Genomic DNA, 14,445 nt, shown 5'->3' with positions numbered 1-14,445 from the left:
ACCAAGTCCAATTTTAGTCAAACAACGGCTGTATTTGCTCGACTAAAATTGTAATATTAAAAAAAAATCCAGCGATAAATGGCTCTGTATTAAATCTTTTTATTACCTTTGCGGCGTACTTACCGCTTCATATTATAAAGCAATGGTAAAGCGGTGGGTGTAGAATAGACTTAATGGATTGAAAACTAAACACTTGTGATATGGGAGCAAAAATGTTAAAACGCATCGAGTTTTGTTCTTCTCGTCACATAACAACGGTGGATCATTGCTGCTGAGGTTCGTCCAGAATACCGCCGTTATACCTGAAATAAGGTGCTTCGGAACTATCATGCGATTGACATGAGAGGAACGTGAAGAACGCACTTTTCAGAACAGATAGACAAAGTATCTCTAATTCCTTATATAACTATGCCCGACAAACTTAACCATGTGGATTACCGTTGGTATGTGGTGCGCACCAAACGCCATCAGGAGGGTAAGCTTGTGGAACTTTTGGAAAAGCAAAAGGCACAGGCCAAGAACATTCTGGAGATCTATGCGCCGACCCACACTACGGTGAATGTGCATCAGGACAGCGACGACAGGCAGAAACCGCTGTTTGCGGGCATCGTGTTCGTACTCGCCACGCAGAATGCGCTGATGAGTTTCATGAAAGAGCACTCCAAGGATGCGGACATGCAGTACGAACGTAAAAAGGAGAAAGGAGAAAGGACACGGATGTGTGTCATTCCCGAATCCCAGATGCGTGCTTTCCGTGACTACAACGAGAACTATGCTGACAAGGTGATTGTGCTGGAACGTCCTTACTCGGACTATGCCTTCAACACGAAAACGGGCGAACCGAACGAGATAGTACGTGTCGTTGACGGTCCGCTCGCGGGCTGTGAGGGCTATATCTGCCGTTTCCGCCACGGAAAACGGCTGGTGTTTCAGGTACAGGGCTTTGAACCGGGCAGTTGGCTCACGGTTTCCTGCCCCAAGGCATGGGACTTACACGTAGTCCGCCTGCACAACATGGAGGGAGACAGGCTCTCCGTCGGAACGGAGAAAGGGCGTGCCGTGGACCTGCTTGCCGGAATCCTGCAGGCTTGCGGCTATGGAGAACGCACGCTCCAGATGCTTTACGGTATCATTGACCGTCTTGTCGTCAAGCCGTCGCTGGTATCGCTCTGCAAGGAACTTCATGCACATGGCGACACCGCTTTGAGCCAACGTCTGGCACGGATGACCGGCACGGAGGCGGAACTTGTCATCAACCTTGTGCGTTACGAACATGACAATCCGGGGTATGTGAAAGCCAACTGGAGCAAGCTGACGTTGCGCCCGTTCCTTACCCCGACAGCTGGTGTGGAAATGGAAGAAGGCAAAACCGGGGTGGAATTCCACCATAAGGATTTTACGGAAATCATCCGCAAGGTAGACATAAAGGAAGAAGCCTACCTGCCCAGCCTGCAAAAGGACGAAACAATCACCACTACCTATTATGCCCACATAGCCTCTCTCCCCGCTCTCTCCCGTGGAGAGAGGGCTGTAACCAAGGACGATGGACAATCTCAACCCTCTCCCCACGGGGGAGAGCCGGAGAGGGGCTTTATCTATTTCGCCAACTGGGACGGTTTCCTTCAGGAATATTTCCTGACTGCAGGCAAAGCCAATGAGAAATTAGTTGCGGGAACGGTGGAGGCCGTTCCTGACGGCACGGCAAATGCGGAAGGGGAAAAGCTCATCGAGTCCTTCCGCAACTACGCGCCTACATTATATAAGGTATTGACGGACGCGGATTCAGCCGTAAAAGCCATACAGGACTTTAAGGTCGGTGAAAATACGTTGAATGTCTTTGCTATCCGGTCTTCAGCACAGGAAAAGGATGCGGCAAAGGACAAGCTGATAAAGACCTGCGTCCGCATCTGCAAGGAAATCAACACCACCAACCACCTTGCCATATGGCGCAGGTACCTGCGGACGGTGTGGCTGCACGAATAAAGTTGACAAGTTGACTAGGTATCAGTTGACAAGGTTCAGAATAGCTTTACTAAATGTATCTAAAACTAGTCAACTAGTCCCTGATACCTAGTCCCTGATTTTAAAATGTACACGATAGACCAATTCTCCTCCCGTTGGAAGCGCCTTCACCATCCTTCCATGGACGTGGAAGGCGATGTGGGCTTTTTCTATCAGCTATACGGCAGGCTGTATCATCTTATCGGACAGGAAGCGAGATGCTTCGACAATCATAAAATCCTTCCTTTCCTGCTTTATATAGAGAATACCATCGCCATCGGGCTTGACGGAGTTTACGAATACAGGTACCGCTGCGTAGGGAATGTAGAGAGTCGATGGTGCAACGGATTTGATATGGGTGTCCATGCAGATTCCGAAGTCCACAACATCGTGGGGAGGGCTGTGGCAGACACCAACTACAGTGCCCTCAGGCAATGGATGGTCGGAAGCGTGCTGTCAGGTGATTTCTCCCGACTGAGTGAAATGCTGACATGGTTTGCTCGCGAAGACAAAATCCTACGGCAGGTCTTTCCTGACCTGCGTTACCGCAAAATGATGTTCATGCGGCTCATCGGCAACAGACAAACTGCTAAGAAAATGTTGTGGGCTGACCTAGCCTTTAACTGGCGTGACAAGCGCGGCTATTCCATACCGGACACCATTGCAGGGCAACTCAGATCCTCGTTTCCTTCCATCGGGGAAGAGGAACGTGCCTTGTTGAAAAAGGCGGCACAAATTCTCGACACAATCCGGACAGAAAGGTTGGACACTTATACGGTCATCGAACAGAATGATGAACATACGCTCACCTTATTTCACGGGGATGGCAGTGTGTTTCGTGACGTGTTTTTCCCACAGCCCATGCCTGAGAATGTACAAAGCCGTTATCTTGCCGCCCAACTCGTCACTTACAACAATAAAACATACATAAACGGTTCCGCCGTCTGGCTCAACGAGGAGACCCTGCCCGTATGGAACGGTGAAACCATTTGGAACGCCATCCTGAGGAAAGAACAGGATGCGGCAAAACAGGCCTATTTCACCACATCTTTCGGCAATCGGATGTGCCTCTATGATGACCTTTACACCGTACCGGAAGACCCGGAGGAAGCCTATTACGCCGACATGGGCATCCATTTTGACGAACCGAACATCTTTGATTTCTTTGGAGGCCGGCCAAACGGCAGGGTGATATATATAAAATAGAGAAGTAACAGACAGACAAAAATCATAGTAAAAAGTGGATAACAACAATCAGAAGAATGTACAGGCAATAGCCATTCCCCTCTCCGGCCATAAAAGAACCGGGGAAGGTTTTGGTTTCATCGCTTACGCCAACTCCCGCGTTGAGAAACTGAAGGATGAGGGACGGTATGACGCCGCTAATAAGTTGAAAATGTATCTCAGGAGGTTCATCACATATCTGGGCAAGAATGAAGTGCCTTTCAAGGACTTCGACGCCCTGCTGATGCGCAGCTACCACACGTGGTTGAAGAATCAGGAGCTGGGGCGCAACACCATTTCCCTCTATATCCGAAATTTGAAGCGGGTCTACAAACTTGCCGTCAATGACGGACTTGCCGCCGACAGCAATCCCTTTGAGGGTATGGACGTGAGCTACCGCGTCAAGAAAGAGCGAAACGGACTGACGCTTGATGAAGTGAAACGTCTGCGCGACCTTGACCTGAGCGGTGAATCAGAGAAGACCGTCTTCGCCCGCGACATCTTCCTGTTCACGGTTTATACCAAGGGTATGAGGAGCGATGACATCTTCCGCCTGACAAGCAAGAATATTAAGGACGGCCGGCTCACCTACCGCCAGCACGTCACAGGCAAGGAAATCTCCATTCCCTGGGAACCGGCGTTAAAGGAGATAGCAGACCGATACAAACAGGATGGCACGCCCCTACTCTTCCCCGTCGTTACGGCAAAATCCCCGCGCGAGCAATGGAGACAGTATGACGGCCTGCTGCACCGCGTCAATTACAGCCTGAAGAAATTAGGCGAAAGGATCGGTCTCGATTATCCGCTGAACCTCACTGTCGCAAGGCATTCGTGGGAAAGCATGACCAAGAGCGTAAGCATAAGCGACATTTTGTGAAGTTGACAAGTTGACAAGGAAACGAGTTGACAAGGTTATTAAAATGATACAACGATGGCAGCTTTCACGGCTCAAGCCGTTTTAGCAACGTTTACCGGTGAAAACCGTGTCGGCTGTCATCATTTAGCAGAAACAATTAGCGTCAATGAGGCTGTAAATCAGCATACTCACTTACGGCATTGAAACACGGACAATCTTTCTGCGGATCCAAATCCCGATGACCGACAATCAAGGCACGAGGATATTTTCGGTGTAACGCTTCCAGCAACTTGCGTAAGGAAGTACGCTGGGCATCCGTCCGGGTATCAGCAGGTTTTCCGTCGGCAGACATGCCTCCAATATAACAGATTCCTATCGAATGACGATTATGCTTCTTGCAATGCGCTCCGACTTCGGCTTCAGTCCTTCCAGTCTCAATGGTTCCGTCTGTAGGAATCACGTAGTGATACCCGCAGCCTTTCCATCCCAACGAACGGTGATAACGGTCAATGTCCGCAAGGCGGAGGGCACTGCCCGCCCTATTGGCGGAACAGTGCACGATGATAAGTGTGATGGTTCTCATAAGCCGCTGCCAAGTGCCCCTCCCGCGGCACCGGTTATCAGCAACTCAACCAGCCTTACGATGTAAAGCAACACTTTTTTCCAACTTGTTTTCATACGTGTGGTTTTTAAATAAATGAACAATATAAACTCCATTCGCTTAGGGTTAAAGCCCGGAGAGGCACATGGCCCCTCCAGACAAGATTACTCCTTGGTTGCGGGATTACTCCTCGCCGCCGTCCTCGGAACTACCGCCACCACCCGTACCGGGTGTGACAGTGGTGCTGCCTGTGCCGGTGGAGTCATCCTCCTCGTCCTCATTGGTGCTTTGCGAGCCACCAGCGTTCACCTTGTTCTTGGCAGCCTCCAAGTCCACTGTTGCCTCACCCGCCTTCTCCGCTTTCAGCGTAGCCTTTTGGGCGATACGACTTGCCACTGGATTGAACTCGGCACGGTCTATCAGGTTCTCGAAGTCAGCACCCGGCGTGAAAAGGATGTTCACCGCCTTGATGTTCTTGGATGTGAACTTCTCAATGCTCTCCGCCCCTTCGCTGCTGATGGAGATTCCGAAAGTACCCAGCTCGCCCAGCTGGATCTTGTTGCCGTTGAGCAGTTGCTCCACCAGGCACTCGCACATATCGGAGATTACGCCTTTCACCGTACCGCGTGAATACACGCCGTTGTGGTCGGAGATGTGCTTGGCGAACTTTTCCAGCGACCAGATTTCAGACACTTGGTTCTTGGCATACGCCTTGGGCGTTTCATCCTTACTGTAAGTAGGGGTCATCATGTAAACAGAATAGTCAATCATACTTTTCCTTTTTTAGCGTTAAACATTGGTTTTCATTTGTCTACGGGCAGCGCGCTTCATCCTTTCGACACTGCAAAGATACGATGCCTGCCAAGCGAAAACAATTCCGTTGAAAGGCATTGAAAGACCATTGAAGAACGCTGGAAAAAAGAGGAAAAAATATTGGGAAACAACAGAAACATGGAAGAAAAAACCGCGTCAAGCGTCAACATCAACATCTATGGAGGCACGAACCAGATCCTGCCCAACGCCACGAAGGCGGAGCAGCATTTCCACTACGAGCAGGGAAAACCAGAAGTGCCTGCCCCCGATGAGCCATCACGCCCTTGGTCTTCTGACGACGAACGCCGCCTTTCCCTCTATATAGAAAAGGAAGAGACCCTGCGAGCCTACATCGCCACCCTTGCCGCCTGCAACAACGCGCAACAGGTGGGCGAAGCGGTCGCCCAAATGTGCGCCGACGAACCCAAACTGAACGGTGACTTGATTGCAAAGGAAAAATTCATCCGTCTCCTCCTGCCATTCCTCGTCCGACTGGAGAAAGGCAAAGGCATCGACAACCTCCGCCTGAACATCAACGAGGCTTGGGCGGTATACAAGCGGAACAGGCGGGCAAAAGGATTATAGGATAAACGCCCAAGTATCCAATAATAAACGGCAAAGTATCCAAGGATAAATGTCCAAGTATCCAAGGATACCTACACAAGCAGCATCGTAATGGCGGAAACGAACATCGACATCAACGGCGGCCACTCGCAGGTGAATCCCGCTGCCACCCAAGCCGTACAGAACAATTACTATGGCACGCCTGTCCCACTTCACGAGGAGGCTGCCGCACGCATGGTGGTTGTCCTCGGCGCGGGTGTGGATACCGCGGCTGGCTTTCCCAATCCTTGCAGCCTGGTGCCTAAGATTACCGAATGGCTGGAGACCGACGAGGGCAAGTCTGTGGACGCGGCGTTGCGCAAACTGCTCAAAGGGTTGCGTTTCAGCTATGCCAAGTTCGTGGACAACGCCATTGAACGCTTGGCGCACGACCTTGACCGCGAACGAGAGACCATTTGCTCCCGTATCACACGAGAATTGGAGCGAAACGACCATCTTGATGAAGGGCAGCGCAAGATGGGACAGCTCATCGTCCGCCTTTTCCATAAAATCACCGAAGTGAAAGACGGAGCCGCCATCGACGAGGAAACCGAGGAGCTGATCCGCGAGGTGACGGGCATCGACCCGACCGAAGAGACCATCATCGACTTTTCACACGTCAACTATACAAAGACCTTCGAGGACATTGTCAAATACATCCTGCAGACCAGCCTGCACGACACGGAGAACCCCATCCTGCGCCACGTGTACACCAACCTGCTCGACATCGGGCAACTCTTGGCGCAACATTTCTACGGCTTTTTCACCAACAAGCCAAGCGAAATCAAGACCTATCTCTATATTGCTTGGACATTGTGGGCATACATCGTCCATGAGGAGCAGGCCGTGGCTGCCGGCAGTCAGTCAGACTCCGTCCCCGTGTACGGCCAGCTGAGTGGCAGGGAGCAGGTGCAGGTCGTCACCTTCAACTACACCACCCTGGCCGCTGCCGCCTCGCCCTCGTCGATCTATTTCAACGGCGACCTCACCCACTATGTGGACGTGGAGAATAAGAACGACCTGCAGGTCGACGACCTCCTGTCGCTCGACCTTCCCGCCTTCTTCGCCGATCGTCTTGCCGGTGAGCTGAGCCTGGAGGGCGACCGCCTCGCCGTGCCCATCCCCTCGTTCATGCCGCCGCTGAAGCTGAAGCCCGTCATCACAGGCCGTTACGTCACGACATGGTACCGCACGGCGGAGGCCATTCATCGTGCCTCCCGTATCGTCATCCTCGGCCACACCCTTCATGGCGGCGACGCCTTCTTCAACGACATGCTGCGAGCCAACCGCCATGCGGAGATCATCGTCGTCGGGCGCGACCTCGCCACTGCCTGTAGCGATGTGTGCCTCACGCTCCAGCTGTCGCCCACCCGCTACACGCAGATCACCGTCCAGGGCCATCCCGCCCGTAAGTACGACAACCGCGTCACCGTCATCGCCACCGACCTCCACGACATCGACCTCGCCGACTGGTTGGAGTGACATATACCTTATTACATATAGGGGCTGCGGAGAAAAGAGATAGTTACGGAAGTATTTTTGGAAAGGCGTTTTGATGCTAATACCTTATTATGTAATTAGTCGTCCCTTAAAAATGTACTTATTTACTGGTATTCAGTAATTTAATTTATAAAAGTCTTTGATAAATCTACAAGTTTTCTTGTCTTTAGGCTGAGAAACTTGCAGATTTTATCGATGTAGCTGTAGATATTCGCAAGGGCTCTCCTACTTATGGCAAGCATGTGGCAGTAGAACTGACAGAAGACAATCATGTCCAGTTCTTCATACCAAAGGGCTTTGCCCATGGCTTCGCTGTTCTCTCAGAGACAGCCGTCTTCCAATACAAGTGTGATAACTTCTACCATCCAGAGGCAGATGGAGGTATCTCTATCCTGGATGATACCCTTGGTATCGATTGGAAAATCCCAACAGAGCATGCCAATCTCTCAGAGAAAGATACGAAGCATGCGATGCTGAAAGACTTTGATAGTCCATTTGATATCAACGTAGATTTATACAAATAGGGTCTTATGGCAAATAAAGAAGTTTTAGAGCGAATGCTCTAATGATATGGATATTACCATTTCGGAGATTGATTACAACGACCCCATGACTTTCTTCGATATAGAGAAGGTAATGTGAAAGGTAATCAGTAAAGAGCTGAAGAGCAATTCTCTAAAATAAGAAATGCATGTCGTTGAATTATCATTTAGTAAGTAGAGTAGAATTCCTTACCCGCATAAAGATGGAGCATGAGGAATATGCTTCTATGTTACTATATTGAAAAAAGTGAAGGAACGTGTATGAAACAAGATAATATTATTGCAACTCAAGGATTGACAAACCTGTTTGCAGGGCAGCCTGATATGGATTCAACAGATAAGAAAGTTGAATTTATAAAGACAAAGTTGCGCGAATTTTTTAATTTGAAAAATGTCAACTTTCTTTTTGGTGCCGGTACAAGTAATGGAGCTATAGATACCATGAGCGAGCTTTATAAGCATTTGAAGTTCTCTGAGGATGAAAAAAATGAAGAAAAGGAGTTTAAAAGTATAGTAGCAAAAGAGGGCGAGAATTTAGAGAATATACTAAAAGTGATGTATTCAGCCCGAAATTATTATAATGGTATTCATGATGATGACAAAAAAGCTGAAGATGATATAACCCATTATAAAGAACTTTATGATAGGCTTATAAAAAAGATAGAGGGACATATCTTTGATAGTATCAATGTTGATTTTGCCACAAAGGAATGTCCTAAGATTCTTGGATATTATACTACGTTTTATCAGAAGCTGGCAATGCGAAACAAGGATTTGTCTCGTATACGAGTTTTTACAACAAATAATGATTTGTTTAATGAGACAGCTCTTGATTCTCTGAATATCCATTATATCAATGGATTCAGCGGTGGCTTACGTAGATTTTTCAATCCTGCACTATTCAATTATACTTGGTCAAAGCGAATGGATACAAGTATAGATAAGTATGAACCAATAGAAAACTTGGTATACTTATACAAAATACATGGTTCAATCAATTGGCGTGAATCAACTCCTCTACCAGGCAATTTTTTTGAAATAGAAGAATTTCCATCAAGTGATTTGACTTCAGATAAAGCTTGTTTAATATATCCGACACCTACCAAACAGGATAAGAGTTTAGGAGCACCTTACGTTGACTTGTTCCGTGAGTTTCAAAACAAGTTATTGGAACCTCATTCTGTGTTGTTTGTTATAGGGTATGGTTTTAATGATCGTCATGTAAATGACATCATTTATAGAGCCCTTGCCACGAATTCAACAATCAATATAGTGATTTTCAGTAGCAAGCCAAAAGACGAAGACAGGGAAAAGAAGCCCATCTTTTTTGTTGACGACAACAGGATATTTACTTTTTCTGGCAAAGTTTGGGATGTAGATGATGAAGAAAATAAGGTTGAAGGTTCTAAGCATACAATAAATCATTTCGATTATATTGTGAATGAACTCCTACCGAATCTGGATGCATTCAAGAAGGAAGACAACTTAGTGCGTTTCGTCAACCAATTGAACAATTTAACCAAAGACAAAAAATGAAGATAGGGAAAATCATATCTGTAGAATATGACAAGTTTAGAGTGAGACTATTTCATTCTACGAGGAATTCTACGGTAAATATAGATGGCAAGGTATATTACTTTGGTAATATCGGCAGCTATCTGAAAACAGCCAATTCTTCTGGAGATTCAATTCTTTGTGAAGTAACGGCAGTTACGGATTGGATAAATACTGAGAAAAGTTCTTATTCCAATTACGACCTTGACAGTTCTCGTGAAGTTATTATCAAACCAATTGGAACATTGGCTGGTAAGGACTTCAAAATGGGAGTCGGTATTTTCCCATCTTTATATAGTGATGTTGAAATTGTAACGTATGATGATTTAGATAAGGTTCTTTCTCTGTCTGATAGCAAGCCACGGAATGGTATTCATACTAGTATTAGTATCGGGCAAAGCAAGAGCTTAATCAACTATAATATCAATCTTGATATCAACAAATTGTTTAACATCCATACGGCTGTACTAGGCAATAGCGGAAGTGGAAAATCAAATACAATAGCCCATATCTTGCATGAAGTTTATCGAAAGACTGAAAATCATGCAAATGGAGCTAAGACTATTATATTTGATGCCAATGGTGAATATCCCATTGCTTTTGGTGATAACAGTGGTCACTCTGCTAAGATAGACCAGATTTGTTATAAGCCCAATATCGAAGATAACAATGAAAATGGCATGATGCCTTTATATCTTCCTTATTATTTGATGAACCTTGATGAATGGCTGTCGTTCTTGATGGCTTCAGAAAGGACACAAAAACCATTTTGGGACAAGGTTTTGCAAGAGTGTTTTAAGTTTTATCAGATTTTTAACAGCGAAGATGATGCAGAGCGATTCGCCAACTATGTAAAGTGGAAATTGTATCAGATGTTGTTCATCATCGTTACAAGAATAGAAAATGATACTTCCAAAATGACAGCAGCAAAAGGAGCTATTGCCAAGATGCAAGAAACTTGTACACAGATAATGCTAAATGCAGATTCTGAGGTCTTTAAGGATCTGAAAAATTATCTGGATATCTGTAGCAAACTCTGTTATGTTTCTTATGGTAATAACAATGACGCCTTGGCTAATGCACTTCACGATTTCATTAGCGATGGTGGAAATCCGCAGTATGTAAAGCTTGACAATAATATGGTAATAGCCTTATATGATGAGGAGAAGAGACATAGCTTCAAGCAAATCGATGAAGAAAAGGCTATTGTTGTCAATGAAGAGAAATTGAAAACTGGGCAATATTTTGATTATAAGTTTCTCAAAATAGCAACAGAGATAGTTCTTATGGAGGAAGAAGCAAGAGGTAATCTCCATATTCGTGATTTCATTTCTACGTTGTTAAGCCGTTTGGACTACTTCTTGGAGAACCAAGATTGTCAGTTCATGCGAGATCAGAAGGAGATGTATCAAAGTTCTAGCGATTATCTTGATAAAGTATTTGGTATATCCGATTTACAAGAAAGAACAAAGCAACTTATCACTATCGATCTCAGTGAAGTTGGTACAGATGTGCTAGAGCTGTTGACAAGCGTATTATCACGCATGATTTTCGATTATCGAAAGCAAAAGATGGGGCACGATCGCCGTGAACGACCTGTACATCTGATACTTGATGAGGCTCATCGATATATTCGTAAGGATGCAAATTACATTATGCGTGAAAATATTTTTGAAAAAATAGCGCGAGAGGGACGTAAATATTCGCTATATCTTATAATTTCTTCTCAGAGACCATCAGAACTTTCTCAGACTGTACTCTCCCAATGTGGCAATTACATAGTGCATCGCATTCAAAATGAGGTAGATATGAAATACATCTATTCTGTTTTACCTTATTTTTCCGATGATTACATTACGAAGATTAAGCAGGCTATCCCTGGAGAGGCCTTAATCTTTGGTAATTGTGTTCCAATGCCTTTGATGGTGAAAGTAACAAAAGCCAGTCCTGCTCCCAATAGTGACAACTGTATCATTAATGAAGAATGGTTTAAAATGGAGGAGTAAGCGATGGATGAAAAGAAAAGAATATATGTAATCTTCGACCATTCTGCTGATATGTTGACTTTTTCTGAGATTAAGTCTTCATGTAATGCGGAAGGTAGTTGCAATTATTTTTATACGATAGACTATAGTGATGATTATAACAATAAAATTAAAGCTAATAGTGCAATAAAAACTGCGTCTGTGGTTCTTGTAATGGTCGATTCAAACTCTAAGTATTTAGGTGGTATGTATGATTATGAAATTGACAGTGCGCTCCATCAAGAAAAGCCCATCATTGTTGTTAATAAAAACGGGAATAGGTCTATAGACTTAGATAACTGTCCTATATGTCTAAGAAATAAATTTGCTTTGCACATATCAAATTCACCTGATATAATTAATGCTGCAATTTTGGTATGGCCATTATATTATGATATGCATAAAGATGAAGAAAAGCATAGCATGTATCTAGAAGATTCTATTTATAAGCATTATAATTTGTGATGATGAAATACATTCTAAATTCTATTAAAGCTCAGTTTTCCAGAGGGCATTTATGGATAGTTACAAAGGCTATATTTTCTTTCATCGGATTATCTGTCACATTTTTGCAAGCTTTGGAATATTTGCTTCCTAAGGAATATTCTCAACCGATTGTAGATTTCTGTAAGGGTAATTTAAAATATGAGATATTTGGATTGGCTATCATAGTATTTGTATATAATTGGAAGAGGTTAGGCTACCTTTGGAAATGTCGAAGCATGGAGGTTACTATTGAAATAAAATGTTGCGACTTTTTTAAACAAGAAGGTAGCAAATTAATTCAGTTTCCAGATACTTTTGATACAGATATTTACGATAAGAAATTAGTGAAGAAATCATCATTGAATGGACAATTTATTGTTAGTTTTTTTGGTGATTCCATACAAGAATTAGACCAAAAAATATATGAAACATTGGATGCTAATAATGTAAAATCCTCTAAGAATCCAAAATTAAAGGGTAAAAAGTTGGTTTATAGTATTGGTACTGTTATGCATTTAGAGCATCAAGGACAAAATTATATTCTGACAGCTTTCAGTCGAATGAGACCAAATGGAAATTCCTCTATGAGTAGAATTACTTATACAGATTTTCTTTCTGCATTATGGAAAAAACTGGCAGTAATAAATGTCAAGGATGAAACCCTTAATATTACGGTATTTGGAGCAAGTAGTATTTCTGGTCTTCCTGCGGATTTTTCTTATCAAGATAAGCTTCATGAAATTATAAAGTCTTTCCTCTTAGCTTCAAAGAATCAACGACTTTGTAAGAAACTAAGAATTTGCATGACAGCTGATGACTATCGTCAGCTTGATTATGAAGACATTAAATCTTTAGCCGCTTATTTTGATAGTCATTTGAGTCAATTAGATTTGAAGTCTTCTCATACAGAAAGGCGAAGAGGCGTATCTTTCAAGCCTTTGTTAAAAGGCGTGTTATAATTCTAATGCAAAAAAAACTTTGGGATTTCTAACAAGGAGTTAAGAAAGTAAAGAATGTATGGATAAAAACATTTATATATGACAGACTCTGTTCTATACATTATAGGTAATGGCTTTGATCTTTATCATGGGGTTAAAAGTTCTTATGGCTCATTTCGTAAGTGGTTGCAAACACATGACTACGATACATTTCAAACCTATGAAACCGTTTGTGATTATGATGCTTTGTGGTCTGATTTCGAAACAGGGATGGCCTATGTAAGCAGAGACTTTTTCCTGGAGTCAGGTCTTGCTTTCTTTCCAGATAGTAAGTTGGATCCAGATGATTGGTCTGCTGCAGATTTTCTTTTAGGGGGAGATGCAGCATCGTCTTCAGCTTATGAATTACTTGATAAATTAAAGAAAGATTTTCATAAATGGGTATGTTCCTTGAGTGTACCACGTGACTATAAGGATAAGATGCTTTATGTGGATGACTATGCTAGATTTCTCACATTCAATTATACGACATTCTTAGAAAGTCATTATGGAATTCCTTCTTCTCAGATCAATCATATTCACGGTGTTAAAACCCAATCATGGGGAAGCCTTGTGGTTGGCCATGGAGAAGATACTTCTGGGATATTTGATTCTTGGTGGAAAAGCAAGGGGTACGATAAGCCTAGGTATAATAAAAGAGGGAAAAAGTACTATAAGCGTGATGCCATATATAGGATGTATAGGGGGAATACACAATATTTGCCAGAAAATGAGGCTTTAACAAGTGCTGTAGAATCATATTACTCTGACTCAGAAAAGCCTGTAGATAAAATATTGAGAGACAACCTAGAGTATTTTGAATCTTTATCAAATATTGAGATTATATATGTATGGGGAGTCTCTTTCTCTAAGGTTGATAAGCCTTATATCAAGAAGATAATTGAGGTGAATGCTGATAAAGCCAACTTGCAATGGTATGTAAGCGCTTATTCTGATACAGATCATGATAGGGCTTTAGACTGTCTTGCCTCTTTGGGGATACCAGAATCAAATATACATTTTAAATCAATGGCTGAATTCTTGAAGAGTTCAAGCTTTCATTAGATATGAAACTAATATGGTAAATCTTCTTATAATAACTTAATATAGCAGATACAAATGCTGGTTAATCATCAGCTAACAACAAGCTAATTGAGAAAAATGAAAACGATGAAAATATTTAATAACATTAGTGTCCCGTTAAAATCGGGACAAATTAATATTAATCAAACAATCCCGGCAAAAGGGAAGAATTGAGTTCTTT

Annotated in this window: 12 protein-coding genes and 1 pseudogene; 11 read left to right on the top strand and 2 right to left on the bottom strand. The window is 43.7% G+C overall.

The window, feature by feature from the left end:
* The first annotated feature begins 408 nt into the window (after positions 1–408).
* From H6B30_RS14245 to H6B30_RS14235, 3 genes are all read left to right on the top strand, one after another.
* Complete coding sequence (locus tag H6B30_RS14245; protein ID WP_205111751.1) at positions 409–1,983, top strand: transcription termination/antitermination NusG family protein; 1,575 nt, start codon at positions 409–411, stop codon at positions 1,981–1,983.
* 159 nt (positions 1,984–2,142) lie between these two features.
* Positions 2,143–3,207: a hypothetical protein gene (locus H6B30_RS14240; RefSeq protein WP_239484083.1), complete on the top strand. Its 1,065-nt coding sequence runs from the start codon at positions 2,143–2,145 to the stop codon at positions 3,205–3,207.
* 34 nt (positions 3,208–3,241) lie between these two features.
* A complete protein-coding gene (locus H6B30_RS14235) occupies positions 3,242–4,102 on the top strand; it encodes a phage integrase SAM-like domain-containing protein (protein ID WP_205111747.1) in 861 nt (286 codons plus the stop codon).
* 142 nt (positions 4,103–4,244) lie between these two features.
* Here the strand turns inward: H6B30_RS14235 and H6B30_RS14230 are convergent, their stop codons facing one another.
* Both H6B30_RS14230 and H6B30_RS14225 read right to left on the bottom strand, forming a co-directional pair.
* Positions 4,245–4,664, bottom strand: coding sequence for an N-acetylmuramoyl-L-alanine amidase (locus H6B30_RS14230; RefSeq protein ID WP_205111745.1), 420 nt, complete (start codon positions 4,662–4,664; stop codon positions 4,245–4,247).
* A 201-nt stretch (positions 4,665–4,865) separates the two neighbouring features.
* Entirely contained in the window at positions 4,866–5,453 is a 588-nt protein-coding gene (locus H6B30_RS14225) for an HU family DNA-binding protein (protein ID WP_205111743.1), read from the bottom strand.
* 180 nt (positions 5,454–5,633) lie between these two features.
* Between H6B30_RS14225 and H6B30_RS14220 the strand changes: the two genes are divergently transcribed.
* From H6B30_RS14220 to H6B30_RS14185, 8 genes and pseudogenes are all read left to right on the top strand, one after another.
* Positions 5,634–6,080, top strand: a complete 447-nt coding sequence (locus H6B30_RS14220; RefSeq protein WP_205111741.1) for a hypothetical protein — start codon at positions 5,634–5,636, stop codon at positions 6,078–6,080.
* Positions 6,081–6,356: 276 nt separating this feature from the next.
* On the top strand, positions 6,357–7,580 hold the full coding sequence (locus tag H6B30_RS14215; protein WP_205111739.1) for a hypothetical protein: 1,224 nt from the start codon (positions 6,357–6,359) through the stop codon (positions 7,578–7,580).
* A 209-nt stretch (positions 7,581–7,789) separates the two neighbouring features.
* Positions 7,790–8,122, top strand: a pseudogene (locus H6B30_RS14210) (dTDP-4-dehydrorhamnose 3,5-epimerase family protein); the annotation flags it as partial.
* Between the two features lie 279 nt (positions 8,123–8,401).
* Positions 8,402–9,676 carry an SIR2 family protein gene (locus tag H6B30_RS14205; protein WP_205111737.1) on the top strand — a complete coding sequence of 425 codons (1,275 nt, stop codon included), beginning with the start codon at positions 8,402–8,404 and terminating at the stop codon, positions 9,674–9,676.
* A complete protein-coding gene (locus tag H6B30_RS14200) occupies positions 9,673–11,700 on the top strand; it encodes an ATP-binding protein (RefSeq protein WP_205111735.1) in 2,028 nt (675 codons plus the stop codon). Before H6B30_RS14205 ends, H6B30_RS14200 begins: the two co-directional genes overlap by 4 nt.
* Before the next feature lie 3 nt (positions 11,701–11,703).
* Complete coding sequence (locus H6B30_RS14195) at positions 11,704–12,183, top strand: TIR domain-containing protein (RefSeq protein WP_205111728.1); 480 nt, start codon at positions 11,704–11,706, stop codon at positions 12,181–12,183.
* The gene (locus H6B30_RS14190; RefSeq protein ID WP_205111726.1) at positions 12,183–13,163 is read left to right on the top strand and encodes a macro domain-containing protein; all 981 of its coding nucleotides are present in this window, start codon (positions 12,183–12,185) and stop codon (positions 13,161–13,163) included. Before H6B30_RS14195 ends, H6B30_RS14190 begins: the two co-directional genes overlap by 1 nt.
* Before the next feature lie 78 nt (positions 13,164–13,241).
* Complete coding sequence (locus H6B30_RS14185; RefSeq protein ID WP_205111724.1) at positions 13,242–14,246, top strand: bacteriophage abortive infection AbiH family protein; 1,005 nt, start codon at positions 13,242–13,244, stop codon at positions 14,244–14,246.
* Positions 14,247–14,445 lie beyond the last annotated feature (199 nt).

The sequence above is a fragment of the Marseilla massiliensis genome (assembly GCF_016899955.1).
GTDB lineage: Bacteria > Bacteroidota > Bacteroidia > Bacteroidales > Bacteroidaceae > Prevotella > Prevotella intestinigallinarum.
Note: the sequence above shows the minus strand (reverse complement) of the source record. Positions and strands in the feature narration are given on the sequence as shown.